22 protein-coding genes are annotated in these 24,195 nt (G+C 66.9%); 14 read left to right on the top strand and 8 right to left on the bottom strand.

The genetic code is table 11. The features are described from left to right. Window positions 1–3 precede the first annotated feature (3 nt). On the top strand, window positions 4–201 hold the full coding sequence (gene iscX / locus WJ542_RS14630; RefSeq protein ID WP_322014038.1) for a Fe-S cluster assembly protein IscX: 198 nt from the start codon (window positions 4–6) through the stop codon (window positions 199–201). A 110-nt stretch (window positions 202–311) separates the two neighbouring features. On the opposite strand, the gene WJ542_RS14625 is transcribed toward iscX, so the two are convergent. From WJ542_RS14625 to WJ542_RS14605, 5 genes are all read right to left on the bottom strand, one after another. Further along, window positions 312–989 carry an outer membrane lipoprotein gene (locus WJ542_RS14625; protein ID WP_411189933.1) on the bottom strand — a complete coding sequence of 226 codons (678 nt, stop codon included), beginning with the start codon at window positions 987–989 and terminating at the stop codon, window positions 312–314. Window positions 990–1,291: 302 nt separating this feature from the next. Further along, complete coding sequence (gene lysS, locus WJ542_RS14620) at window positions 1,292–2,815, bottom strand: lysine--tRNA ligase (RefSeq protein ID WP_411189932.1); 1,524 nt, start codon at window positions 2,813–2,815, stop codon at window positions 1,292–1,294. 86 nt (window positions 2,816–2,901) lie between these two features. Continuing rightward, a protein-coding gene (prfB, locus tag WJ542_RS14615) for a peptide chain release factor 2 (RefSeq protein WP_411189931.1) occupies window positions 2,902–4,006 on the bottom strand; the annotation gives its coding sequence in 2 pieces (ribosomal slippage) (window positions 2,902–3,924 and window positions 3,926–4,006; 1,104 coding nt in all). Between the two features lie 129 nt (window positions 4,007–4,135). Continuing rightward, on the bottom strand, window positions 4,136–5,842 hold the full coding sequence (gene recJ / locus WJ542_RS14610; protein WP_411189930.1) for a single-stranded-DNA-specific exonuclease RecJ: 1,707 nt from the start codon (window positions 5,840–5,842) through the stop codon (window positions 4,136–4,138). A gap of 24 nt (window positions 5,843–5,866) precedes the next feature. Further along, entirely contained in the window at window positions 5,867–7,030 is a 1,164-nt protein-coding gene (locus WJ542_RS14605; RefSeq protein WP_411190573.1) for a regulator, read from the bottom strand. Between the two features lie 138 nt (window positions 7,031–7,168). On the opposite strand from WJ542_RS14605, the gene WJ542_RS14600 reads away from it, so the two are divergent. From WJ542_RS14600 to ftsB, 9 genes are all read left to right on the top strand, one after another. Beyond that, window positions 7,169–8,422, top strand: a complete 1,254-nt coding sequence (locus WJ542_RS14600; protein ID WP_411189929.1) for a lipoprotein-releasing ABC transporter permease subunit — start codon at window positions 7,169–7,171, stop codon at window positions 8,420–8,422. Continuing rightward, window positions 8,415–9,146, top strand: a complete 732-nt coding sequence (locus WJ542_RS14595) for an ABC transporter ATP-binding protein (protein WP_411189928.1) — start codon at window positions 8,415–8,417, stop codon at window positions 9,144–9,146. Before WJ542_RS14600 ends, WJ542_RS14595 begins: the two co-directional genes overlap by 8 nt. A 7-nt stretch (window positions 9,147–9,153) precedes the next feature. Continuing rightward, window positions 9,154–9,942: a TatD family hydrolase gene (locus tag WJ542_RS14590; RefSeq protein WP_411189927.1), complete on the top strand. Its 789-nt coding sequence runs from the start codon at window positions 9,154–9,156 to the stop codon at window positions 9,940–9,942. Between the two features lie 132 nt (window positions 9,943–10,074). Further along, on the top strand, window positions 10,075–12,741 hold the full coding sequence (locus WJ542_RS14585) for a ComEC/Rec2 family competence protein (RefSeq protein ID WP_411189926.1): 2,667 nt from the start codon (window positions 10,075–10,077) through the stop codon (window positions 12,739–12,741). A gap of 51 nt (window positions 12,742–12,792) precedes the next feature. Beyond that, window positions 12,793–13,596: an alpha/beta fold hydrolase gene (locus tag WJ542_RS14580; protein ID WP_411189925.1), complete on the top strand. Its 804-nt coding sequence runs from the start codon at window positions 12,793–12,795 to the stop codon at window positions 13,594–13,596. A 156-nt stretch (window positions 13,597–13,752) separates the two neighbouring features. Continuing rightward, the gene (gene pyrG, locus WJ542_RS14575; protein ID WP_411189923.1) at window positions 13,753–15,414 is read left to right on the top strand and encodes a CTP synthase; all 1,662 of its coding nucleotides are present in this window, start codon (window positions 13,753–13,755) and stop codon (window positions 15,412–15,414) included. Then, window positions 15,411–16,265 (top strand): 3-deoxy-8-phosphooctulonate synthase, encoded by an 855-nt coding sequence (gene kdsA / locus WJ542_RS14570; RefSeq protein WP_411189922.1) that lies wholly within the window; start codon window positions 15,411–15,413, stop codon window positions 16,263–16,265. The genes pyrG and kdsA overlap by 4 nt, the downstream gene beginning before the upstream one ends. A gap of 199 nt (window positions 16,266–16,464) precedes the next feature. Continuing rightward, a complete protein-coding gene (gene eno, locus WJ542_RS14565) occupies window positions 16,465–17,748 on the top strand; it encodes a phosphopyruvate hydratase (protein WP_411189921.1) in 1,284 nt (427 codons plus the stop codon). A 113-nt stretch (window positions 17,749–17,861) separates the two neighbouring features. After that, window positions 17,862–18,284 (top strand): cell division protein FtsB, encoded by a 423-nt coding sequence (gene ftsB, locus WJ542_RS14560; protein WP_411189920.1) that lies wholly within the window; start codon window positions 17,862–17,864, stop codon window positions 18,282–18,284. Window positions 18,285–18,316: 32 nt separating this feature from the next. Here the strand turns inward: ftsB and WJ542_RS14555 are convergent, their stop codons facing one another. The 3 genes from WJ542_RS14555 to WJ542_RS14545 form a co-directional block, all read right to left on the bottom strand. After that, on the bottom strand, window positions 18,317–18,727 hold the full coding sequence (locus tag WJ542_RS14555) for a hypothetical protein (RefSeq protein ID WP_411189919.1): 411 nt from the start codon (window positions 18,725–18,727) through the stop codon (window positions 18,317–18,319). A gap of 14 nt (window positions 18,728–18,741) precedes the next feature. Further along, window positions 18,742–19,704, bottom strand: coding sequence for an Hsp33 family molecular chaperone HslO (gene hslO, locus WJ542_RS14550; RefSeq protein ID WP_411189918.1), 963 nt, complete (start codon window positions 19,702–19,704; stop codon window positions 18,742–18,744). A 70-nt stretch (window positions 19,705–19,774) separates the two neighbouring features. Continuing rightward, on the bottom strand, window positions 19,775–20,299 hold the full coding sequence (locus WJ542_RS14545; protein WP_411189917.1) for a gamma carbonic anhydrase family protein: 525 nt from the start codon (window positions 20,297–20,299) through the stop codon (window positions 19,775–19,777). 205 nt (window positions 20,300–20,504) lie between these two features. On the opposite strand from WJ542_RS14545, the gene WJ542_RS14540 reads away from it, so the two are divergent. From WJ542_RS14540 to WJ542_RS14525, 4 genes are all read left to right on the top strand, one after another. Next, a complete protein-coding gene (locus WJ542_RS14540) occupies window positions 20,505–21,410 on the top strand; it encodes a ferritin-like domain-containing protein (RefSeq protein ID WP_411189916.1) in 906 nt (301 codons plus the stop codon). Window positions 21,411–21,473: 63 nt separating this feature from the next. Further along, window positions 21,474–22,358, top strand: a complete 885-nt coding sequence (locus WJ542_RS14535; RefSeq protein ID WP_411189915.1) for an alpha/beta fold hydrolase — start codon at window positions 21,474–21,476, stop codon at window positions 22,356–22,358. Between the two features lie 153 nt (window positions 22,359–22,511). Next, window positions 22,512–23,342, top strand: coding sequence for a 3',5'-nucleoside bisphosphate phosphatase (locus tag WJ542_RS14530; protein ID WP_411189914.1), 831 nt, complete (start codon window positions 22,512–22,514; stop codon window positions 23,340–23,342). A 207-nt stretch (window positions 23,343–23,549) separates the two neighbouring features. Then, entirely contained in the window at window positions 23,550–24,185 is a 636-nt protein-coding gene (locus WJ542_RS14525; protein ID WP_411189913.1) for an L-threonylcarbamoyladenylate synthase, read from the top strand. The last annotated feature ends 10 nt before the right edge of the window (window positions 24,186–24,195 follow it).

Genomic DNA, 24,195 nt, shown 5'->3' with positions numbered 1-24,195 from the left:
GCCATGAAATGGACCGATGTGCAGGACATCGCGGTGGCACTGACGGACACTCACCCGGAGGTCGATCCGCAATACGTACGCTTCACCGATCTGCATCGCTGGATCACGGAGCTCGAAGGCTTCGACGACGATCCCGAGCGTTCGAACGAGAAAATCCTCGAGGCGATCCAGGCCGCGTGGATCGAGGACGCCGGCTATTGAACCGTCGATTGGCTCACCGGGTTGTCTGTTGTTGCTTGACATGAAAAAGGCGATTCACCCCAAGGGGCGAATCGCCTTTTTGTTTGCGGCCAGGATATTAGGCGGTAGCGTCAGGCCGCGACGAGCGTGCCGTTCTCCACGCGCACGCGCTCGCCTTGCTGAAATGGCGGCGCGTCGTGGTAGGTGAAATAGCGCGTCTTGCCGTTTTCCATGTGCACGCGCACCGAATAGCTCGTCGTGCTGCGAATGTGCTTTTCGACCGAGTTGCCGGCGAAGCCGCCGCCAACCGCGCCCAGCACCGTCATGGCGGCGCGTCCGGTGCCCGCGCCGAACTGGTTGCCGATCAGGCCGCCTGCCACCGCGCCGCCCACGGCGCCTATGCCCGTGCCGTGGCCTTCATGCTTGACGGCGGAAATGGCCTCGACCGTGCCGCACGATTCGCATGGGGCCTGGGCAGGCGGCGCTTGCTGCGCATCTTGCTGCGGCTGCTGACCATACTGGGCCGGCGCGGGCTGAGCCGCGGGAGACGGCTGCACGGGCGCGTTGTTCTGCGCCATTTGCGCGGGCGCTGCCGGCTGGGTGGAGTCGACGACCGGCTGCGAAGCCGTCGTCATGGCCGTTTCGCCGGTCTGCGTTTGCGCGTTCTGTTCGGTAGTGCTGGAGGCCTTCGGGAAGACGCCGGTGATGGCCGCCGTGGCCGCGAGGCTCGCGACGATGACGGCCGCCGCTGCCGCGGCGATCAGGGGGTGAAGGCGTTTGCGTGAGGTGTTCGGATCAGGCTGGTTCATGACAAGCTCCGTCTTTTAGCAGAGTTGGTTTTTGTAAGACATAGTCTGAGCCAGAACGATTCCCGGCGGGTTTCAATTTGTAACCCACGCCGTGTGCGGAGAGGCACTCGCGAGCACCGGAGCCCGGAAAGGCGCTTCTGCACGCGCTGAGAAAGGCGCGGCCTCGGCAGGCCCACGTTCCGACCCCGGCACCTTTTACCGATGGTTACAAACCGGCGGGGTAAAACAAAGACAAAAGAAAAGGGCGCATGCGGCGTGAACCGCATGCGCCCCTCAGGCGTTCCGGCTGATGCGAACGGGGATCAGTCTTCGCGGCGCAGGTGCGGGAACAGGATCACGTCGCGGATGCTCGGGCTGTCGGTCAGCAGCATCACGAGACGGTCGATGCCGATGCCGCAGCCGCCCGTCGGGGGCATGCCGTATTCGAGTGCGCGAATGTAGTCGGCGTCGTAGAACATCGCTTCTTCGTCGCCGGCGTCCTTCTGCTCGACCTGCTTTTTGAAGCGTGCGGCCTGGTCTTCCGGATCGTTGAGCTCCGAGAAGCCGTTGGCGATCTCGCGGCCCGTGATGAAGAGTTCGAAGCGCTCGGTGATGCCCGACTGCGTGTCCGAGGCGCGGGCGAGCGGCGACACTTCGACCGGGTAATCGATGATGTAGGTCGGTTCCCACAGTTGCGACTCGGCGGTCTCTTCGAAGAGGGCCAGTTGCAGCGAGCCGACGCCCGCGTTCAGGAACGCGGGCTGGTTCGCGTCCACGCCGAACTTCTTCAGTTCGGCGCGCAGGAACGCGGCGTCCGCGAGTTGCGCGTCGGCGTACTGCAGCGCGTACTTCTGGATGGCCTGCGTGATCGTGAGGCGGTGGAACGGCTTGCTAAGGTCCAGCTCGCGGCCCTGATACGTGAGCACGGCGCTGCCTTGCGCGTCGACGGCGGCCTGGCGGATCAGCGCCTCGGTGAAGTCCATGAGCCACGTGTAGTCGGTGAACGCGGCGTAGAACTCCATCATCGTGAATTCCGGATTGTGACGCGGCGAGACGCCCTCGTTACGGAAGTTCCGGTTGATCTCGAACACGCGCTCGAAGCCGCCGACGATCAGGCGCTTCAGATACAGCTCCGGCGCGATGCGCAGGAACATCTGCATGTCGAGCGCGTTGTGATGCGTGACGAAGGGCTTGGCCGCCGCGCCGCCGGGAATCGGGTGCAGCATCGGCGTTTCGACTTCCATGAAGCCGGCGTCCGCCATGAAGCGTCGCACCGACGAGATCGCCTTCGTGCGCGACACGAAGGTGTTGCGCGCCTCGGGTGTGGCGATCAGGTCGACATAGCGCTGGCGATAGCGCATTTCCTGGTCGGCGAGGCCGTGGAACTTGTCCGGCAGCGGGCGCAGCGCCTTCGAGAGCAGGCGCAGTTCCGTGCAGCGCACCGAGAGCTCGCCCTTGTTCGTGCGGAACAGCACGCCGCGCGCGGCCACGATGTCGCCCAGGTCCCACTTCTTGAACGCTTCGTAGGTCGCCTCGCCCACGTCGGCGGGCGTGATGAAGAACTGGATCTGGCCCGAGCCGTCGCGCACGGTCGCGAAGCTCGCCTTGCCCATCACGCGCTTGAGCATCATGCGGCCCGCGATCGACACTTCGAGCGCCTGCGCTTCCAGGGCGTCCTTGTCGGTGTCGGCGTGGTCGCGCTGCAGGTCGGCGGCGTGATGGGTGGGGCGGAAGTCGTTGGGGTAGGCGACGCCCGCTTCGCGCAGCGCGCGCAGCTTCTCGCGGCGCTCGGCGATGATCTGGTTGTCGTCCGGCTCGGTCGCGGACGGCTGGGTCGGTTCGGTCATGTTGGCTCGGGTTCGGTGATACAGATTCGATGGTCCGGGCGGGGCGCGATGCGCGCCGCCGCGCCCGGAGGAGCGGCCTCAGCAGCTTAGATGCCCTGTTTCAGGCTCGCGCTGATGAACTCGTCGAGATCGCCGTCGAGCACGGCCTTGGTGTTGCTGATTTCGACGTTGGTGCGCAGATCCTTGATACGGCTGTTGTCGAGCACGTAGGAGCGGATCTGGTGGCCCCAGCCCACGTCCGACTTGCCCGCTTCGAGCTTGTCCTGCTCCGACTGGCGCTTGCGCATTTCGGCTTCGTACAGGCGCGATTTCAGCATCGCCATGGCTTCGGCGCGGTTGCGGTGCTGCGAGCGGTCGTTCTGGCACTGCACGACGATGCCCGACGGCATGTGCGTGATACGCACGGCGGAATCGGTCTTGTTGATGTGCTGACCGCCCGCGCCCGACGCGCGGTACGTGTCGATGCGCAGATCGGCCGGATTGACCTCGATCTCGAACGAGTCGTCGATCTCCGGATACACGAACACCGACGAGAACGACGTATGACGCCCGCCCGACGAGTCGAACGGCGACTTGCGCACGAGGCGGTGAATGCCGGTTTCGGTGCGCAGGAAGCCGTAGGCGTATTCGCCCTCGACCTTGATCGTCGCGCTCTTGATGCCGGCCACGTCGCCTTCCGATTCTTCGAGCACTTCGGTCTTGAAGCCCTTGCGTTCGCAATAGCGCACGTACTGGCGCAGCAGCATCGACGCCCAGTCGCAGGCCTCGGTGCCGCCGGCGCCGGCCTGGATGTCGATGAACGCGTTGTTGGGGTCGGCCGGGTTCGAGAACATGCGGCGGAACTCGACGTCGGCGACGCGCACCTCGATCGCCGCGGCGTCGGCCTCGCAGGCGGCGAGCGTGTCGTCGTCGCTTTCCTCGCGCGCCATGTCGAAGAGGTCCTGGGTGTCGCGCACGTCATTCTCGATGCCTTCGAGCACATGCACCACGCCTTCAAGCAGCTTCTTTTCCTTGCCGAGCTCCTGGGCGTGCTTCGCGTCGTTCCAGACGTTCGGGTCTTCGAGTTCGCGGTTGACTTCGATCAGTCGCGTGGACCTGGCATCGTAGTCAAAGATACCCCCGTAGCTCGCCCGCGCGCGTGCGCAGGTCCGCCAGAGAGGCTTCGATCGCGTTGAGACGTTCCGCTTCCATTTGTGTCGTGATCCGGGGCGTAAAACCTTGAATTATAGCCGATTGGGCCTGCATCAAGGGTGGGCCGGCCCCACCGCCGCCTCGCTTCCTGTGCCCGGTTGCACCGCGGGCAAGGTCTACGACAGCGCCTCAGTCGGCCGCGTGCTCCACCACGAGCTGCACGCGCGAAACGCCGTTCCAGGTGTCGCGCACGAGCCGGTAGGCGACGGTGGTGCGCTGCGGCAGCGGGTCGGTGTGATTGAACCAGATCGCATTGAAGCGCTGGCGGCCGCGCAGGAGCTGCAGTTTCAGGTGCTTGTCCTTCACGAGCGCCTGCGAGGCCACCTCGAATTCGCCCGCGAACACGGGTGCCGGGAAGCCCTGGCCCCAGACGGCCGCGTCGAGCATTTCGACGAAATCGGGCGTGAAGTAGGCGTCTTCGAGGTCGCCGTCGGTTTCCACGGTGCGCGCGAGCGCTTCCGCCGAAAGCCATTCGCGGCCCACGCGCTCGAAGGCGTCGGCAAAACGCGGCACGTCCGCGGCGGCGAGCGTGAGACCGGCCGCCATCGCGTGGCCGCCGAACTTGTGGATGAGGCCGGGCTCGCGCTTCGAAATCAGGTCGACGGCGTCGCGCAGATGGAAACCGGGGATCGAGCGGCCCGAGCCCTTCACGAGTTCGCCGCCTTCGTCGGCGGGTGCGAACGTGAACGACGGGCGGTGGAATTTCTCCTTCAGCCGCCCGGCCACGATGCCGATCACGCCCTGATGCCAGCCCGGATTGAACAGCGTGAGCGTGGCCTTGCCTTGCGGATCGATATCGGCGAGATCGGCGAGCGCCTGCTGCTGCATGCCGGCCTCGATCTCGCGCCGTTCGCGGTTCATCGTGTCGAGTTGCTGCGCGAGCGCCCAGGCGCGGCCCACGTCGTCGGTGGTCAGGCACTCGATGCCGAGCGACATGTCCGAGAGGCGCCCCGCCGCATTCAGACGCGGGCCGACCGCGAAGCCGAGATCGAAGCCCGACGCGGTGCGCGCTTCGCGCCCCGCGGCGCGAAAGAGCGCCGCGATGCCGGGCTGCATGCGGCCGTTGCGGATGCGCTGCAGTCCTTGCGCCACCAGCACGCGGTTGTTGCAGTCGAGCTTCACGACGTCGGCTACCGTGCCGAGCGCGACGAGGTCGAGCAGGCCGTCCAGACGCGGCTCGGGCCGGCCGTCCGCGAACGCGCCGCGGCGGCGCAGTTCCGCGCGCAGGGCGAGCAGCACGTAGAACATGACGCCCACGCCCGCGATGCACTTGCTCTCGAACGCGCAATCCGCCTGGTTCGGGTTCACGATCGCGCGGGCGGCGGGGAGCGTGTCGCCGGGCAGATGGTGGTCGGTGACGAGCACATCGATGCCGAGTGCGTTCGCGGCTTCCACGCCGTCCACGCTCGCGATGCCGTTATCGACCGTGATCAGCAGCTCCGGCTTGCCGCCGGGGCGCTGCGCGGCCAGCGCGACGATCTCGGGCGTGAGCCCGTAGCCGTATTCGAAGCGGTTCGGCACGAGATAGTCGATCTGCGCGCCGAGCATGCGCAGCCCGCGCACGGCGACCGCGCAGGCGGTGGCGCCGTCGCAGTCGTAGTCGGCGACCACGAGCATGCGGCGGTTCGCTTCGAGCGCGTCGGCGAGGAGCATCGCGGCGTCGTCGAGGCCTTTCATCGCGGCGGGCGGCAAGAGACGTGCGAGGCCGGTTTCGATTTCATCGGGCTGGCAGATGCCGCGCGAGGCGTAAAGGCGCGCGAGCACGGGATGCAGGCCGTGACGGACGAGGGCTTCGGCGTCGGCGGGAGAAGAGGCGCGGGTGACGATTCGGGTCATGCAGGGCGGCTTGCGTGGTTGGGTTTATTCGATGAAGAGCGACGCGAATGCGCGGCGCCGCCAGAACTTGCGCAGATCGCCGCGCGTGATCGAGAGATCGACCGAGCCCGTGTCGCCGCACAGCGTGAGGCCGAGCGCGCCCAGTTCGCCGGCTTCGAGCGCGGCGAGCGCGGGCGCGAGCCAGTCGCGCTCGAGCATTGCGAACGCGGCGTTCCACCGTCCCCAGTCCTGCTGGATGAACGGTGCGGAAAACGGGTCGAGTTCGACTAGCGTGGCGGCGGATTCGTTGTTCGGTGCCAGGCGGGCTTCCGGTCCGCCTTGTTCGTTCCATGCGGCGAACGAGGCGGGCACGGCGCCCACCGGGACGCCCGCCGCCATGGCGACGCCCCGCGTGGCGGCCGCGTCCGAGCGTACGCGCGCGAACGGGCTCTGCACGGGGCGCAGCGTGCCTTGCGCGTGAAGCCAGATCGAATTCACGGCGGGCTGGCCGCGGGCTTCGCGAGCCTCGTTGACGGGATGCTCGAACCAGGCCATCTGCACTTCGTTCTGCACTTTCATCCAGGCGCGCGAACGCTGGCCCGAGCCGGCCTCGTGCGGCAACCAGATCTCGATGTTGCGGCCGCTCGCTCGCAGCGGCGAGGCCGCGGCAAGCGTGCCGAAGGCGTCGCCCGAAAAATACCAGCGTGTAGGCGTGGGGGCTTCGACGCGCACGCCCAGTTCCTCGATGAGCGGCTTCGCGACGGCATAGAGCGTCGCGGCGTCGGCGTCGTCGAGTTCGAGCGAGGCCGGATCGATCAGCACCAGATGGTCGTGCGCGATGCGCACATGCACGGGCTGCACGCAAGCCCACCTGGCGTCGCCGGGCGTGCCGCCGTCGGCCAGCAGCATGTAGGGGGCGAGCGGAGCTTCATCGTCGGGTGCCGGCTGGGCGTTGGCCGCACCTTGGCCAGCCGCACCGGAGCCGGCCGCCCCCAGGGCCACGCCAAAGCGTCTCGCGACCCAGCGTTCGTGCGGCAGCGTGCGCTGGAAATCTTCGCCGATCACGGTCTCGCCCGCGCTCGCGCGCGCAACGAGCTTGTCGAGCGCCGGGGTGGCGAGTCCGGCAAGCGCCGTCGAGGCCGCCGCGGCCGACGGCAGCGCGAACGGGATGAGCAGATGGAGTCGGTCGGCGGGCATGATGGGCCGAATTGTACTTCGCGGCCTCACCCCGCGGACCGCCAGTGTGGCAAACTTCGCGCTTGATCGCCGCCGTGATGGCGCCCTGTTGCCCGGCAAAGGGCGCTTCCACTCCGGCGGTCGGCACCAGGCACGCAGACAAGGACTCGCTTGAAACTTCCCTACGAATGGCAGATAGGCTGGCGCTACACGCGCGCCGGCAAGCGCACGACCGGCAACGGTTTCATCTCGTTCATCGCGCTCGTTTCCATGTCGGGCATCGCGCTCGGCGTCGCGGCGCTGATCGTCGTGCTCTCGGTAATGAACGGGTTCCAGCGCGACGTGCGCGACCGCATGCTCTCCGTGCTTGCGCACATCGAGATTTTCTCGCCCACGGGCTCGATGCCCGACTGGCAGCTCACGGCCAGGGAGGCGAAGACCAACCGCGAGGTGATCGGCGCCGCGCCGTACGTCGATGCCCAGGCGCTGCTCACGCGCGGCGACAGCCTGAGCGGCGTCGCGCTGCGCGGCATCGAGCCCTCCGAAGAGCCGCAGGTCTCCGATATCGACAAGGACATGAAGGCGGGCAGCCTCAACGACCTCACGCCGGGCAGCTGGAACATCGTGCTGGGCGCCGATCTCGCGTCGAGCCTCGGCGTGCAGGTGGGCGACAAGGTCACGCTCGTCGCGCCCGAGGGCTCGATCACGCCCGCGGGCATGCTGCCGCGCCTGAAGCAGTTCACGGTCGTGGGCGTGTTCGAATCGGGGCACTACGAGTACGACAGCACGCTTGCGCTCACCAACATCCACGACGCCGAGATCCTCTACCGGCTGCCGGCGCCAAGCGGCGTGCGGCTGCGCCTGAAGGACATGCAACGGGCGCCGGCCGTGGCGCGCCAGCTCGTGCATACGCTCTCGGGCGACCTCTACATCCGCGACTGGACGCAGCAGAACAAGACCTGGTTCTCCGCCGTGCAGATCGAAAAGCGCATGATGTTCATCATTCTCACGCTCATCATCGCCGTCGCGGCGTTCAATCTCGTTTCCTCGCTCGTGATGACCGTTACCAACAAGCAGGCCGACATCGCCATCCTGCGCACGCTGGGTGCGCAGCCCGGCTCGATCATGAAGATCTTCTTCGTGCAGGGCGTGACAATCGGCTTCGTCGGCACGGGCCTTGGCGTCGCGCTCGGCTGTCTGATCGCCTGGAGCATCCCGTGGACCGTGCCGGCCATCGAGCACGTCCTCGGCGTGCAGTTCCTGCCGCCGTCCGTTTATTTCATCAGCGAGCTGCCTTCGGAACTCGTTGCCTCCGACGTGATCCGCATCGGCTTGATTGCGTTCGTGCTGTCCGCGCTCGCGACGCTCTATCCGAGCTGGCGCGCGGCCAAGGTTCGCCCTGCGGAGGCGCTGCGCTATGAATGACCGTCAATCGCTGCTCGCGGCCGCGGGCGATTATCCGTACGTGCTCGAAGCGCACGGCGTCTCCAAGACCTTCGGCCAGGGCGGCCTCCAGGTGGAGGTGCTGCGCTACACCGAACTCAAGGTGCGGCGCGGCGAGAAGCTCGCGATCGTGGGCGCCTCGGGCTCGGGCAAGAGCACGCTGCTGCATGTGCTGGGCGGCCTCGACGAGCCCGGTGCGGGCAAGGTCTCGGTGCTCGGCAAGCCGTTCACCGAGCTTTCGGAGCGCGAGCGCAACGATCTGCGCAACCGGGCGCTCGGCTTCGTTTATCAGTTCCACCATCTGCTGCCGGAGTTCACGGCGCTCGACAACGTCGCGATGCCGCTGCGCATTCGCCGCCTGCCGCAGGAGGCGGCGCGTCACGAGGCGCTCGCGATGCTCGACCGCGTGGGGCTCGCGCATCGCGCAAAGCATCGTCCGGGCGAGCTTTCGGGCGGCGAGCGGCAGCGCGTGGCGATTGCGCGCGCACTCGTGACGAAGCCCGCCTGCGTGCTCGCCGACGAGCCGACCGGCAACCTCGACGGCAGCACGGCGGACACGGTCTTCAACCTGATGCTCGAACTGTCCGGTTCGTTCGATACGAGCTTCGTGATCGTCACGCACGATACCGACCTCGCGGCGCGTTGCGACCGCATCGTCCGGCTGCGCGACGGCATACTGCACGAGGAGCCGGTCGTCCCGGTTTAAGCGCGCCATGTGGACCGATACGCACTGTCATCTCGACGCCGCCGAATTCGACGCGGACCGCGATGCGGTCATCTCGGCGGCGCGTTCGGCGGGCGTCTCGCGCATCGTCATTCCGGCGGTGGCGCGCGAGAACTTCGCGACGGTGCGCGCGCTCGCGCATCGTGTGGAAGGCGCCGTGTACGCGCTCGGCATCCATCCGCTCTACACCCCTCAGGCCCGCGACGACGACCTCGATGCGCTGCGCCGCGAAATCGAGGCGAGTCTTGCCGATCCGTGTTTCATCGGCATCGGCGAGATCGGACTCGACTACTTCGTTCCGGGACTCGACGACGCGCGGCAGCAGCACTTCTACGACGCCCAATTGAAGCTCGCGCGCGAATTCGGCCTGCCGGCGATCTGTCACGTGCGCAAATCGCAGGACCAGGTGCTCAAGGGCTTGCGACGCAACGGCGTGCATCAGGGCATCGCGCATGCGTTCAACGGCAGTTTCCAGCAGGCGCGGGCCTTCATCGATCACGGGATGCATCTGGGCTTCGGCGGCAACGTGACGTTCGAACGCGCGTTGCAGATCCGGCGGCTCGCCGAGCAGTTGCCGCTGGATGCGATCGTCATGGAAACCGACGCGCCCGACATCTCTCCCGCCTGGCTCTACCGCGAGCGCAACACGCCGGACCAGGTGCCGCGCATCGGTGCCGTCCTCGCAGGCTTGCGCAGCCTCGCTCCCGACGAACTCGCCCTTGGCACAACGGCTAACGCTGCGGCAGCGCTGCCGCGGCTCGCGCTTTCGTCTGCATAATCGGTTCGAAGGCGGCGCGACGGCAGCCTGCTGCGTGGGGTGCCTGCGTGGCCTGCGTTCGCGTCTCGCGTAGTCCGCACGTCGTGCCACCATCGTGACCCCGTCGCGCCGCCTCGAATGCCGGGAGGGACGATGCGGGCGGTATGGTGCGGATTTGCGCTAGGTGTGTTCGGGTTGCAGCAGCAGGCGGCGCTGCCGGGGTGGGGCGGCTGGCTCGCGCTGGTCGCTGCTGCGGCGGCCGCGGCAGGCTGGGGCATATGGGTGCTTGCAGGTGCGCGCGAAGACGACGGCGATTCGGCGGATTCAACGGGTGAAAAAGCGCGGGAGCCTGTCTATGTGGCCGACGCCGGAGGCCGTCTGCGGCGCTGGCTTCGCGTCTCGCGGCGCGCGAGCGGCTGGCTGGCCGTATGGCTCGCGGCGGCCTGCGCGGGCTTCGGCTATGCCGCGTGGCGTGCGGAACTGCGTCTTGCCGAAGCCTTGCCCTACGCCTGGCAGTCGCGCGATATCGAAATCACCGGTTACATCGCGGGCTTGCCGGTTTATGGACCGGACGGCGCGCGCTTTCCTTTCGTGGTTCAGGCCTGGCATGCGCCGGCCACGAGCGGGCAACTGCCGCGCAGGATCCAGCTGGCGTGGGTGGCCCGCGATACACCGCTTCCACCGCTCGAACCCGGTGCGTGCTGGCGCCTCATGGTGCGTCTGAAACGCCCTCACGGCGAAGGCAATTTCGGCTTGCGCAACGCGGCGGAGGCCATGCTCGAACGCGGCATTCGCGCAACGGGCTACGTCAGCGACGTCACGCACGCGAGGCGTTTGCCCGACGATGCGCACGGCATCGGGCTCGCCATCGAGCGCTGGCGTGCGGCGCTACGTGAGCGCATCGATACGGTGCTTGCCGACGCCCCGCATCGCGGCATCGTGGTCGCGCTCGCTACCGGCGCGCAGGACGCGGTCAGCGACGCCGACTGGCGCCTGATGCGCAGCACCGGCACGAGTCATCTGGTCGCCATTTCCGGTCTGCACCTTGCCTTTGTCGCCGGGCTGACAGGCTGGCTGGCGGGCGCGTTCTGGCGGCGCGCGCGCTGGCGAGGCGTGGAGGCTCCGCTCGTCGTGCCCGCGCAGAAGATCGCGGTGGCCGGCGCTTTGTGCGCGGCCGTCGTCCACGCCGCGCTGGCGGGCTTCAACGTGCCGGTGCAGCGTGCGCTCTGGATGCTGGCCGTGGCCGCTGCGGCGCTGCTCTCCGGCCGCAACGTGGCGAGGTCGCAGGTGCTGGCGTGGGCATTGGGGCTCGTGCTGGTGCGCGATCCATGGGCGGTGACGGCCGCGGGCTTCTGGCTCTCGTTCAGCGCTGTCGCGGCAATACTCTTCGCGGCGTCGGGCGTGCCCAGGAAACGTGGCCCGGAGCCGTTCGGCGATCAGGCCGGAGTGCGCGATCCGATGAGCGAAGCGGGCCGTACGAGTGCGCCGGATGCGAAGAAAGCGTGGCGCCTGCGGAGCGTCGCGCACCGCTTTGGCGCGAAGCTCACCGACGGCGCGCGCGTTCAATGGGCGGTGACGATTGCGCTTGCGCCGCTCACGGCATACTGGTTCGCGCAGATTCCGCTGATCGGGCCGTTCGCGAACGCTTTGGCCATTCCGTTCGTGAGCATGCTCGTCACGCCCACGGTGCTCATAAGCGTGGCGCTGCCTGCGCCGCTCGACGCCTGGGCGCTGCACTGCGCGCATGCCATGCTCGATCAGCTCGCCGTCATGCTGACGTGGTTCTCCGGCATCCCCTGGGCCATGCTGCGCCTCCCGCAACCGAATGTCTGGGCATTGGCCTGCGCGGCGCTGGGCGTTGCATGGTGCCTCGCGCCGCGCGGCTGGCCGTTGCGCTGGATCGCGCCGTTCATGTGGCTGCCGCTTCTCGTGCCCGCGCCTGCGGGCCCGCCTCCCGGCACATTCCGCCTTACCGCGCTCGATATCGGACAGGGCAACTCGGTGCTCGTGGAAACGTCGCGGCACACGCTCCTCTTCGACACCGGACCCGGACCGGAATCGACACACGCCGGGGAGCGTATCGTCGCCCCGTATCTGCAGGCGCACGGTGTGCTGCGCCTGGATACCCTCATGGTGAGCCACGACGACTCGGACCACTCGGGCGGCGCCCAGGCCGTGCTCGACGAGATCGGCGTGGGCGAGTTCGTTGCAGGCATCCTGCCGCGGCATCCGCTCTGGGCCAGCGCTCGCCGGGCCGGGGCCCAGCTTGTCCAATGCGCCGCGGGCCAGCGCTGGCGTTGGGACGGCGTCGATTTCGAGGTGCTCTGGCCCGACGCCGGGCCGCTCGTCGGCAAGCCGAACGCGCATTGCTGCGTGCTGCGCATTTCGGCGGCGGGGCAGGGCGCGACCACCGCCGCGCTCCTCGTTGCCGACATCGAGGCGCCGGTCGAGCGCACGCTCGTCGGCCGCGCGCATGCCGACGGCGAGGGGCGCGTCGCGCTGCGCGCAGACGTGCTGCTCGTGCCGCACCACGGCAGCCGCACGTCATCAACTGAACCGTTCCTCGATTCTGTCGCGCCGCGCATCGCCATATTTCAGGTAGGCTATTTGAATCGCTTTCACCACCCGAATCCGGGCGTGTTTGCGCGTTACCTGGCCCGGCACATCGTTCTCACGCGCAGCGACGCGGATGGCGCCGTGCGTATCGAGGCGAGCCCCGGCGCGCTGACGGTCGAGCGTTACGGCGATACGCAGCGCCGCTACTGGATGGACGCTTCGGACAACGCTTCGGACAAACCCGGCGGTCCGGACCCGGGCTGAAGCCGGGGCGGCAGAAAGAAGACCCAGATACGGAGAGGAGACAAGAACGCTTTGAAGAACGTCATCCACTTTTCGCACGCGAACGGCTTTCCCGCCTCGACCTACCGGACGCTTTTCGCCGAACTCGGCGACAGCTACGAACTGCGCTACATCGAGCGCATCGGTCACGACGCACGCTTTCCGGTCACGCGCGACTGGCCGCATCTCGTCGACCAGTTGCTGGAGGACATAGGCGGCCGCTACGAATATCCCGTATGGCTGGTCGGTCATTCGCTCGGCGGCTATCTTTCGCTGATGGCGGCGCTGAGGAAGCCGCAGTGGGTGCGCGGGGTCGTGATGCTCGACTCGCCGGTGATCGCGGGCTGGCGCAGCGGCATGTTGAGGATGTCGCAGTGGACGGGGCTCGACGAACACCTCTCGCCCGCCGCCGCAACGCGCACGCGCCGCACTTCGTGGGCGAATCGCGACGAAGCCTGGCGGCACTTCCATGCGAAACCCGCGTTTGCGCGCTGGGACGAACGCGTTCTCTCCGATTACGTCGATTTCGGTATTCCTCAGACCTCGGCCGACGGCACGCGCACCCTCGCCTTCGACCGCCGCACGGAGTACCTGATCTACCGCACGCTGCCGCATACGTTCGGCACGCGCCTCGTGCATGGCTCGCCGGTGCCGGTCAGCTTCATTGCGGGCACGCAGTCGAAGGAAGTGCGCCAGGTGGGGCTCACGGCGACGCGGCACCTGGCCGGCGAGCGGTTCGAATGGATCGAAGGCAGCCATCTCTATCCGATGGAGCGGCCTATCGAAACGGCGCGCGCGATCCAGCGCCTGCTGTACTCGATGGACGACCTCGCCTGAGGACGCCGCAAGGCCGCCGCCGGCCCGGCTGGCATGACCTCGCCGGCGAACGGACGTGCGGCTTCCCGCTCGCCGCGGGTGCGCATGGGCACGCGCAAAAAGCAGGGTTAGCCCTTGCTTTACGGTATAATCCGTTTTTCCCGCGAGCATTCAGCGATGACCAAATATGTTTTCGTCACCGGCGGCGTAGTTTCGTCCCTGGGCAAGGGTATTGCCGCCGCCTCCCTCGCCGCGATCCTCGAATCGCGCGGTCTGAAAGTCACCCTCCTCAAGCTCGATCCCTACATCAACGTCGACCCCGGCACGATGAGCCCGTTTCAGCACGGCGAAGTGTTCGTGACGGAAGACGGAGCGGAAACCGACCTCGACCTCGGCCACTATGAGCGCTTCATCAGCACGAAGATGCGCAAGGCCAACAACTTCACCACGGGCCAGATCTACGAATCGGTGATCCGCAAGGAGCGCCGCGGCGACTATCTGGGCAAGACCGTGCAGGTCATCCCGCACATCACGAACGAGATCCAGGCATTCGTCGAACGCGGCGCGGCATCCGCGACGTGCGGCGAACCCGATGTCGCGATCGTCGAAGTGGGCGGCACGGTGGGCGACATCGAATCGCTGCCGTTCCTCGAAGCCGCGCGCCAGATGAGCCTGCGCCTCGGCCGCAACAGCGCATGCTTCGTGCACCTCACGCTGGTGCCGTTCATCGCCACCGCGGGCGAACTGAAGACCAAGCCCACGCAGCACAGCGTGCAGAAGCTGCGCGAAATCGGTATCTATCCGAACGTGCTGCTGTGCCGCGCCGACCGTCCGATTCCCGACGACGAGCGCTCCAAGATTTCGATGTTCTCCAACGTGCCCGAAGACGCCGTGATCTCGGTGTGGGACGCGGACAGCATCTACAAGATCCCGCAGATGCTGCACGACCAGGGCCTCGACTCGATCGTCTGCGACGAGCTCAAGCTTTCCGCGAAGCCGGCCGACCTCTCGATCTGGTCGGAGATGGTCGAGAAGCTCGAACACCCGAAGCACGAAGTCACGATCGGCATGGTCGGCAAGTACGTCGATCTGACCGAGTCGTACAAGTCGCTCATCGAAGCGCTGCGTCACGCGTCGATCAAGACCTCGACGAAGGTGAACATCGAGTACATCGACTCCGAGCAGATCGACGAAGAGGGCGTGGGCAGCCTCAAGCACCTCGACGCGATTCTCGTGCCGGGCGGCTTCGGCCGCCGCGGCACCGAAGGCAAGATCAAGGCCATTCAGTACGCCCGCGAAGCGAAGGTGCCGTATCTCGGCATCTGCCTCGGCATGCAGCTCGCCGTGATCGAATTCGCGCGCGACGTCGTCGGTCTGAAGCACGCGAACAGCACGGAATTCGATCCGGACACGCCAGACCGCGTGGTCGCGCTCATCACCGAATGGGCCGACCGCGAAGGCAAGGTCGAAAAGCGCACCGAAGATTCGGACCTGGGCGGCACGATGCGCCTCGGGTCGCAGCGCTGCCCGATCAAGCCCGGCACGATGGCGGCAGAGATCTATGGCAAGGACGTGAACGAGCGTCACCGTCACCGTTATGAAGTCAATAACGGCTACGTGCCCAGGCTGGAAGCGGGCGGCCTTATCATCAGCGCCCGTACCCCGGCCGAAGACCTGCCGGAAATGATGGAGCTGCCGCGCGACATGCACCCGTGGTTCGTCGGCGTTCAGTTCCACCCGGAATTCACGTCCACGCCGCGTGACGGCCATCCGCTCTTCAAGGCGTATGTCGAAGCGGCGCTCGCGCACCAGCTCTCGCGCGCCGAGGAGAAAGCATGAATCTGTGCGGTTTCGAGGTTGGCCTTGACAAGCCGTTCTTCCTGATTGCGGGCACCTGTGTCGTCGAATCGGAGCAGATGACGATCGACGTGGCGGGCCGCCTGAAGGAAATCACGTCGAAGCTCGGCATCCCGTTCATCTACAAGTCGTCCTACGACAAGGCCAATCGTTCGAGCGGCAAGTCGTTCCGCGGCCTCGGGATGGACGAGGGTCTGCGCATTCTTTCCGAGGTGAAGCGCCAACTCGGCCTGGCCGTGCTGACCGACGTGCACACGGAAGAGGAGATCGGGCCGGTGGCTTCGGTCGTGGACGTCCTGCAGACGCCCGCGTTCCTGTGCCGCCAGACCGACTTCATCCACGCGTGCGCGCGTTCGGGCAAGCCGGTCAACATCAAGAAAGGCCAGTTCCTCGCGCCGCACGACATGAAGAACGTGATCGACAAGGCGCGCGATGCGGCGCGCGAGGCGGGTCTTTCCGAAGACCGCTTCATGGCCTGCGAGCGCGGTGTCTCGTTCGGTTACAACAACCTCGTTTCGGACATGCGCTCGCTCGCGATCATGCGCGAGACCGGCGCGCCGGTCGTGTTCGACGCGACCCACTCGGTGCAACTGCCGGGCGGGCAGGGCACGAGTTCGGGCGGCCAGCGCGAATTCGTGCCGGTGCTCGCGCGCGCGGCAGTGGCCACGGGCATCGCGGGCATCTTCATGGAGACGCACCCGAAGCCCGCCGAGGCGAAGTCGGACGGTCCGAACGCCGTGCCGCTGAACCGCATGGCGGACCTGCTCGAAACGCTCGTGACGCTGGACCAGGCGGTCAAGCGCGCGCCGTTCCTCGAGAGCGACTTCAACTGATCGAATGTGCGTGCCGCGCCGGTTGCATAACCGGTTGCACGAGCGGCGCGATGGAGGAGTCACGCGGCGGGTGGGCCCGAGGCCGGAGCCCATGCGCCGCGCGTAGTAGGCAAGGCATCGTGGCAGTGCGGCGGTTGCGCGACGAGCGTGAACGCGGCGCTGCGGAAAGCAAGAGTTACTGTCATTTCCTGAGGAAACCATGAGTGCAATCGTAGATATCATCGGTCGCGAGATTCTGGATTCGCGCGGCAATCCCACCGTCGAATGCGACGTGCTGCTCGAATCGGGCACGATGGGCCGCGCGGCAGTGCCGTCGGGCGCATCGACGGGTTCGCGCGAAGCGATCGAGCTGCGCGACGGCGAAGCCGGCCGCTACAACGGCAAGGGCGTGCTGAAGGCTGTCGAGCACATCAACACCGAAATCTCCGAGGCGATCATGGGCCTCGACGCGTCGGAACAGGCCTTTCTCGACAAGACCCTGCTCGAACTCGACGGCACCGACAACAAGTCGCGCCTCGGCGCGAACGCGATGCTGGCCGTTTCGATGGCCGTCGCGAAGGCCGCCGCTGAAGAAGCCGGCCTGCCGCTGTACCGCTACTTCGGCGGCTCGGGCGCGATGCAACTGCCGGTCCCGATGATGAACATCGTCAACGGCGGCGCGCACGCGAACAACAGCCTGGATATCCAGGAATTCATGATCGTGCCGGTGAGCCAGCCGACCTTCCGCGAAGCGCTGCGTTGCGGCGCGGAAGTGTTCCACGCGCTCAAGAAGATCCTTTCGGATCGCGGCATGAGCACGGCCGTGGGCGACGAAGGCGGTTTCGCGCCGAACTTCGGCAGCAACGACGAGTGCCTCTCGACCATCCTGCAAGCCATCGAGAAGGCCGGCTACCGTGCCGGTGAAGACGTGCTGCTCGCGCTCGACTGCGCGGCGAGCGAGTTCTACCACGACGGCAAGTACCAGCTTGCGGGCGAAGGCCTGCAGCTTTCGTCGGCCGAATTCGCCGACTACCTTGCGGCGCTCGCGGACAAGTTCCCGATCGTCTCGATCGAAGATGGCATGCACGAGTCCGACTGGGCCGGCTGGAAGATCCTGACCGACAAGCTCGGCAAGAAGATCCAGCTCGTCGGCGACGACCTGTTTGTCACCAACACGCGCATCCTGAAGGAAGGCATCGAGAAGGGCATCGCCAACTCGATCCTCATCAAGATCAACCAGATCGGCACGCTGACGGAAACCTTCGCAGCAATCGAAATGGCCAAGCGCGCCGGTTACACGGCCGTGATTTCGCACCGTTCGGGCGAAACCGAAGACTCGACGATCGCGGACATCGCCGTGGGCCTGAACGCCGGCCAGATCAAGACCGGCTCGCTCTCGCGCAGCGACCGCATCTCGAAGTACAACCAGTTGCTGCGCATCGAGGAAGATCTCGGCGATATCGCCAGCTACCCGGGCAAGTCGGCGTTCTACAATCTGCGCTGAATTCGCGTTGATCTGTAGCGGACGTCGGCAACCGCCTTGCTGATCCTCTTCGATTCCGTTCTCCGCCGCCCTGCGTTCAGCGCAGGGCGGCGTGTATTTATCCGGCACCTTTCATGCGGCTCGTCACTGTCGTTTTGATCATCTTGCTGGCGCTGATCCAGTATCCGCTCTGGTGGGGCCACGGCGGCTGGCTGCGCGTGCATGAACTGCAAGGGCAGCTTGCCCGCCAGTTGAAGCAGAACGACGACGAGAAGGCGCGCAACGACCGTGTCGCCGGCGAGGTGCAGGATCTGCAGAACGGCACTGCGGCCGTCGAGGAACGCGCCCGCTATGAGATGGGGATGGTGAAGGACGGCGAGTTGTTCGTGCAGTTCGTCTCGCCGAACCAGCCGCTGCCGACGCCGGCCGGTTCGTCGAATACGTCGACGCGTGGCGTGATGTCGGATGCGCCGGTGAAGGTCGTGCCGAATCCGGTGTCGCGCGTGCCCGACAAGAAACACGCGCACGTGAAGGAAGCGAAGAAGAAGGTGGGTTGAGTGCCCCCGCCAGCTAGCGCGGCATCAGCGAATCACCAGCCCCAACCCCAGCCGGGGTAGCCCACGCCGATCCCGGTGCCCCAGCCGTGACCCCAGCCGCCGCCGCCGTAATAGCTGCCGTAGAACGTGACGGGCGGCGCGTAGTAGCGCGACCAGGCCTCGGCGGCCGCTTCGGTTGCCATGGCGCGGTCCTGGTCGGCCATGACCTGGCGGTCGATGGCGTCGTAGCGTGCGCGCTCTTCAGGCGTAAGCGGCTCGGCGCTCGCCGGTATGCCGGACTGGTCCGCGGGCAGGCGGCTGTAGATCGGCGAGGGGCCGCGCGGGTCCAGCGTACAGCCGCTCGTTAGCGCAACGCCTGCGCCGAGCGCGGTCAGTATCGCGAACGCCGCAAGGCGTCCCCTCGTAGCGTGCGACCGGTTTGCGGAGCCTTGTCTTTTCTTCATGCCGCGAACCGCGCTCAATGACGCCGGTCCGTCGCCGGAGCGACTCCGTCCGAGAGCCCCGGGGCCGCGAAAAGTTGCGCCACGTCCACAGGGTCGAACTCATAGCGCTGGTTGCAGTAGTCGCAGTGAATCTCGACGTGGCCGCGTTCCTCGATCACGCTTTCCACTTCCTCGTGGCCCAGCATCTTCAGCATCGAGCCTACTTTTTCGCGCGAGCAGGTGCACTGGAAGCGCGTCTGCGCGGGTTCGAAGTGACGCACGTTCTCCTGCCAGAAGAGACGGCGGAACAAGGTCTGCGGCTCCTGTTCGAGCAGTTCTTCGCGCGACAACGTCCCGCCCAGTGCGCATACGCGCTCCCACGTGTCGGCGTCGTGTTCCCCGGCGTGCGGCACGATGCCGCCGTCGCCGGGCAGCTTCTGCAGCAGCATGCCCACGGCGCGATCGTCGTTGGCCGCGAGCCACAGGCGCGTGTCGAGCTGCTCCGAGTGGCGCATGTAGTGCTCCAGCACCTCGGCGATCGAAGGGAGCGGGCCGTCCTCGCCGTTCAGCGGCACGATGCCCTGGTACGGCTGCTGGCCCGGCTGCTTGTTGGCCGGATCGAGCGTGATCACGCAGCGGCCCTTGCCGCTCAGGTTGATGAGGGTGGCGAGCGTCATGTCGCCCGGCAGGGCGGCCGCTTCCTCGGCCGACAGGCCGTCGGCGAGACGCGCCGTCGCGCGCATCGAGAGATCCGAGCCGCACTGCACGACCAGCATCCGCACGGGGCCGTCGCCGAAGATCTGCATGATCAGCGTGCCGTCGAACTTGAGATTGGCGGAGAGCAGGGCGCACGCGGCCATCATCTCGCCGAGCACGGTCTGCACCGGCGCGGGATATTGACGGCGCGTCAGCACCTCCTGCCACGTGCTGCGCAGGGAGACGATCTCACCGCGCACCGGAGCGGCGCTGAACAAGAATTTCTGCAACTGGTCGTTCACTATCTTTTCCTTCGTTTCGAATCGTGTGGCGCAGCCTGGTCCGGCGAGGCCGGCAGGCGCCCTGCGGCCTCTAGCCGATCCGCACGAGCTGCGCCTTGAAAAACTCGCGACGCTTCGCATACACGTCCGCGTTGCGCTTGAGGCCCGCGATGTCGGCCTCGGTCAGTTCGCGCACCACTTTCGCCGGCGCGCCGAGAATCAGCGAGTTGTCGGGGAACACCTTGCCTTCGGTCACCACCGCGCCCGCACCGACCAGACAGTTGCGGCCGATCACCGCACCATTCAAGACCACGGCCTGAATGCCGATCAGCGCGCCTTCCTTCACCGTGCAGCCGTGCAGCATGGCCTGGTGGCCGATCGTCACGTTGGCTTCCACCGTGAGCGGGTAGCCCGGGTCCGTATGCAAGACCGCGCCTTCCTGGACGTTGCTGCGCTCGCCGATCCTGATCGGCTCGTTGTCGCCGCGCAGCGTCGCGCCGAACCAGACGCTCGAATCCTCGGCGAGCGTCACGTTGCCGACGATGGTCGCGTTGTCCGCGACGAACACGCTCTCGTGAATGGTGGGTGCGGCTTCGCCAAGCTTGTAGATGGTCACGGTGCTACGTCTCCAGTGCGTTGTCGGTGGGCTGACTGCGGCCTGAGTCGCCCGGCAGATGAATCGCGTATTGTAAACGCTTGCGCGAGGACGGCCTTCCGTGCCGCGCGGCGCGCCTGCGCCAATCTTTGTTTCCGCTTTCCCTTCGTTGCCGATGAATTTCGTTGTTTCCCGTGATCCCGCGACGGCTGACCACGCGTCGCAGATGCCCGAAAACTGGCGCCGCGTTGCGCTCGCCGCGCTGCGCGAGCGCGACCCTGCCGCCAAGGCCGACGCGGTGCGGGCCCTACACGCGCGCGTGACAGACGCTGCCGCGCGCGGTGCGCCACGCTGGGAGGCGCCACTGCGGATCGCAGCGCCCGCCGGTCTCCCGGGGCGGCCCGCGCGTCCCGAACTGGTCGAGCCGCGTCTGTTGCAACGGCGCAGCATGAGCACGCCGCAAGGCCGTGTGGTGCTGCTGCATGCGCTGGCGCATATCGAGTTCAACGCCATCAATCTCGCGCTCGACGCCGTCTGGCGTTTTCCGGACATGCCCGACGCGTTCTACGCCGACTGGCTGAAAGTCGCCGCAGAGGAGGCGTATCACTTCTCGCTGCTGCGCGCCCGTCTGGCCGACTACGGCCACGCGTACGGCGATTTCCCGGCTCACAACGGACTGTGGGAGATGTGCGAGCGTACCCAGGACGACGTTCTCGCGCGCATGGCGCTCGTACCGCGCGCGCTGGAAGCGCGCGGGCTCGACGCCTCGCCGCCGATCCGCGCGCGGCTCGTGCAGGCGGGCGATAACGAGTCGGCGGCGATTCTCGACGTGATCCTGCGCGACGAGGTGGGGCACGTGCGGATCGGCAATCACTGGTTCCGCCATCTGTGCGACGCACGAGGCCTCGATCCGCATAGGGCCTGGCTCGCGCTGGCGCAGCAGTACAACGCGCCGAAGATGCGCGGGCCGTTCAACCTGGAAGCGCGCCGCTCGGCGGGCTTCGATCAGGCCGAGCTGGATGCGCTCGCCGCGCAGGATGCGGCGGAGCAGGCGGCCGCCGATGGGCGCAGGCAGGCGGGAGGCGATGAAAAAAGCGACGAAAAAAACGGCAAAAAAGGCGACAAAAAATAAGCGCAAGCGTCCGACGGAATCGCCCGATATAATCGAACGACCATTCTTTTTTCTCGCCCACGCATGAACGTCTCCCGCTCCGAATTCGTCGAAGTCCACGGTATCCGTCTGCACGTGCGCCGCTGGGGCGCCGACGACGCTCCCATCCTGTTCATGCTGCACGGCTGGATGGACGTTGCCGCCTCGTTTCAGTTCGTCGTCGATGCGCTGGGCGGCAACTGGCAGGTGATCGCGCCCGACATGCGCGGCTTCGGCCTCTCCGATTGGCCGGCTACCCGGCAGGGCGGCGGCAGCTACTGGTTCTACGACTACCTCGCCGACCTGGACGGCCTGCTCGAACGCTACGCGAGCACTGGCGAGGTCAATCTGGTCGGCCACAGCATGGGCGCGAACATCGCGTGTCTTTACGCGGGCGTGCGCCCCAAGCGCGTGCGCCGGGTAGTCGATCTCGAAGGTTTCGGCATGCCGGCCACTGCGGCCGTCCAGGCGCCGAAGCGAGTGCGCGCGTGGCTCGACGAGTTGCGCGAGCCGCCGAAGCTGCGCCACTACGCCTCGCTCGACGACGTGGCCGCGCGCCTCGTGAAGACGAATCCGCGCCTTGCCGCTTCGCGGGCGCGCTTTCTTGCGCAGCACTGGTCGAAGCCCGACGGGGAGGGCGGCTACATGCTGCTCGCCGACGCAGCGCACAAGATGCGCAGCCCGCTCCTGTACCGGCTCGACGAGGTGACGGCGATCTGGTCGCAGGTGCGCGCGAAAGTGCTGCACGTCGAGGCGGCCGGCTCGGAGACGCTCGCGCGCCTTGCGGGCGCGGTGCCGATCGCGGAATTCAGGGCGCGTTTCGAAGCGTTTCCCGACTGGCGCGAACGCATCATCGACGACGCGGGACACATGGTTCACCACGACCAGCCGGAGATCGTCGCGCAACTGATCGAGGCATTCTGCGCATAGCCGCAAAACCTGCGACGAAACGTTCTGGCCCGGGTTTGTCCGGTTTGCCCATATAACACCGCGAGGAGGCGGGCGGCGAGGGGGCGGCTGTTCGCGCCCGGACGGCCTCATTGCATTGCAGTAAAATAACGGCTGAATCTCGACTGGATAGCGATGAACGCCGATCTGCACTGTCACTCCACCGTCTCGGACGGCCAACTGGCCCCCGCTGCCGTTGCACGGCTGGCGCATGCGGGCGGGGTGACGCTGTGGTCGCTCACCGATCACGACGAAATCGGCGGCCAGCACGAGGCGCGCGAAGCGGCTACGGCGCTTGGCATGCGCTATGTGTGCGGCGTCGAGATCTCGGTTACGTGGGCGTCGCGCACCGTGCATATCGTCGGGCTCAACGTGGATCCCGACTGCCAGTCGCTCGTGGAAGGGCTTGCGCGCACGCGCAACGGCCGCGCCGCACGGGCCGAAGCGATCGGCGAGCGGCTCGGCGAACTGGGCATCCCGGGCGCCTACGAAGGCGCGCTGCGCTACGTCTCCAATCCCGACCTGATCTCGCGCACGCATTTTGCCCGCCACCTCGTCGAATCGGGCCGGGCGCAGAACACCCAGGATGCGTTTTCGCGCTGGCTCGGCGAAGGCAAGCCCGGCTATATCTCGCACCGCTGGGCCAGGCTTGCCGACGCCGTCGGCTGGATCCAGGCGGCAGGCGGCGAGGCGATCGTCGCGCATCCGGGCCGCTACCGCTACACGGCGCTCGAATTCGACACGTTCTTCGGCGAGTTCATCGACCTCGGCGGCAAGGCCATCGAAGTCGTGACCGGCAGCCACACGCCGGACCAGTACGGCGAGTACGCCGCCGTCGCACGCCGCTTCGGTTTCGAGGCGTCGCGTGGCTCGGACTTCCACGCTCCGGGCCCGGACGTCATCCTGCCCGGCAGCCTGCCGCCCCTGCCTTCCGGTCTCAAGCCCGTCTGGCAACGATGGCTGTAGGCCGCCGTGCCGTGCGGCCTGCACGGTACGTCTGGCACGCCATCCCGCGCCGCGTTTTGTCTGCCTTGCCGCACCCTCGCGTACCCTTGCCGCATCGCCTGCCGCCGCTTGCCGTATCGTGTGGCCGTACGCACGTTGAAAGACGCGGTTTGAAGTACGATCAGGCACCCAACGTTTCCCGTCGCCTCCTGTTCGCTGATCACTGCCATGTCCCAGTACTTTCGGCTTCATCCCGAGAACCCGCAGCCGCGCCTCGTCAAGCAGGCGGCGCAGATCGTCCGCGAGGGCGGCGTGATCGCGCTGCCGACCGATTCGAGCTATGCGCTCGCGGCGCGCATCGACGACAAGCCGGCCGCCGAGCGCCTGCGCCGCATTCGCGGACTCGACGAGAAGGCGCTGCTTTCGCTGATGGTGCGCGATCTCTCGGAACTGGCGAACTTCGCGATGGTGGATAACCAGCAGTACCGGCTCATCAAGTCGGTGACGCCGGGACCTTATGTGTTCGTGCTGCAGGCGACGAAGGAAGTGCCGCGCCGGCTCTCGCATCCGTCGCGCAAGACGATCGGGCTGCGCGTGCCGGGCCATGCGATTCCGCTCGCGATCCTCGAAGAGCTCGGCGAGCCGCTGCTCGCGACCACGCTGATCCTGCCGCCGGATACCGATCCGCTCAACGATCCCGAGGAGATTCGCGAGCGTCTCGAGAAGCAGCTCGACCTCGTGATCGACGGCGGCGCCTGTCCGCGCGAGCCTTCGACGATCATCGACCTCACGGGCGCCGAGCCGGTGCTCGTGCGCGCGGGGCGCGGAAGCCTTGCGCCGTTCGGTCTCGAAGAAGAGGCCTGAGCCACCGCCG

This window comes from Paraburkholderia yinzeri (assembly GCF_046581065.1).
GTDB lineage: Bacteria > Pseudomonadota > Gammaproteobacteria > Burkholderiales > Burkholderiaceae > Paraburkholderia.
This window is presented reverse-complemented; position numbering and strand designations above follow the sequence as displayed.

Coding starts and splice junctions, on each gene's coding strand:
- WJ542_RS14535 (WP_411189915.1), top strand. CDS start 21,474: ATGAACGTCTCCCGCTCCGAATTCGTCGAAGTCCACGGTATCCGTCTG.
- WJ542_RS14540 (WP_411189916.1), top strand. CDS start 20,505: ATGCCCGAAAACTGGCGCCGCGTTGCGCTCGCCGCGCTGCGCGAGCGC.
- WJ542_RS14530 (WP_411189914.1), top strand. CDS start 22,512: ATGAACGCCGATCTGCACTGTCACTCCACCGTCTCGGACGGCCAACTG.
- recJ (WP_411189930.1), bottom strand. CDS start 5,842: ATGACCCGAATCGTCACCCGCGCCTCTTCTCCCGCCGACGCCGAAGCC.
- WJ542_RS14555 (WP_411189919.1), bottom strand. CDS start 18,727: ATGAAGAAAAGACAAGGCTCCGCAAACCGGTCGCACGCTACGAGGGGA.
- pyrG (WP_411189923.1), top strand. CDS start 13,753: ATGACCAAATATGTTTTCGTCACCGGCGGCGTAGTTTCGTCCCTGGGC.
- WJ542_RS14585 (WP_411189926.1), top strand. CDS start 10,075: ATGCGGGCGGTATGGTGCGGATTTGCGCTAGGTGTGTTCGGGTTGCAG.
- lysS (WP_411189932.1), bottom strand. CDS start 2,815: ATGACCGAACCGACCCAGCCGTCCGCGACCGAGCCGGACGACAACCAG.
- kdsA (WP_411189922.1), top strand. CDS start 15,411: ATGAATCTGTGCGGTTTCGAGGTTGGCCTTGACAAGCCGTTCTTCCTG.
- iscX (WP_322014038.1), top strand. CDS start 4: ATGAAATGGACCGATGTGCAGGACATCGCGGTGGCACTGACGGACACT.
- WJ542_RS14525 (WP_411189913.1), top strand. CDS start 23,550: ATGTCCCAGTACTTTCGGCTTCATCCCGAGAACCCGCAGCCGCGCCTC.
- ftsB (WP_411189920.1), top strand. CDS start 17,862: ATGCGGCTCGTCACTGTCGTTTTGATCATCTTGCTGGCGCTGATCCAG.
- WJ542_RS14625 (WP_411189933.1), bottom strand. CDS start 989: ATGAACCAGCCTGATCCGAACACCTCACGCAAACGCCTTCACCCCCTG.
- WJ542_RS14595 (WP_411189928.1), top strand. CDS start 8,415: ATGAATGACCGTCAATCGCTGCTCGCGGCCGCGGGCGATTATCCGTAC.
- WJ542_RS14590 (WP_411189927.1), top strand. CDS start 9,154: ATGTGGACCGATACGCACTGTCATCTCGACGCCGCCGAATTCGACGCG.
- eno (WP_411189921.1), top strand. CDS start 16,465: ATGAGTGCAATCGTAGATATCATCGGTCGCGAGATTCTGGATTCGCGC.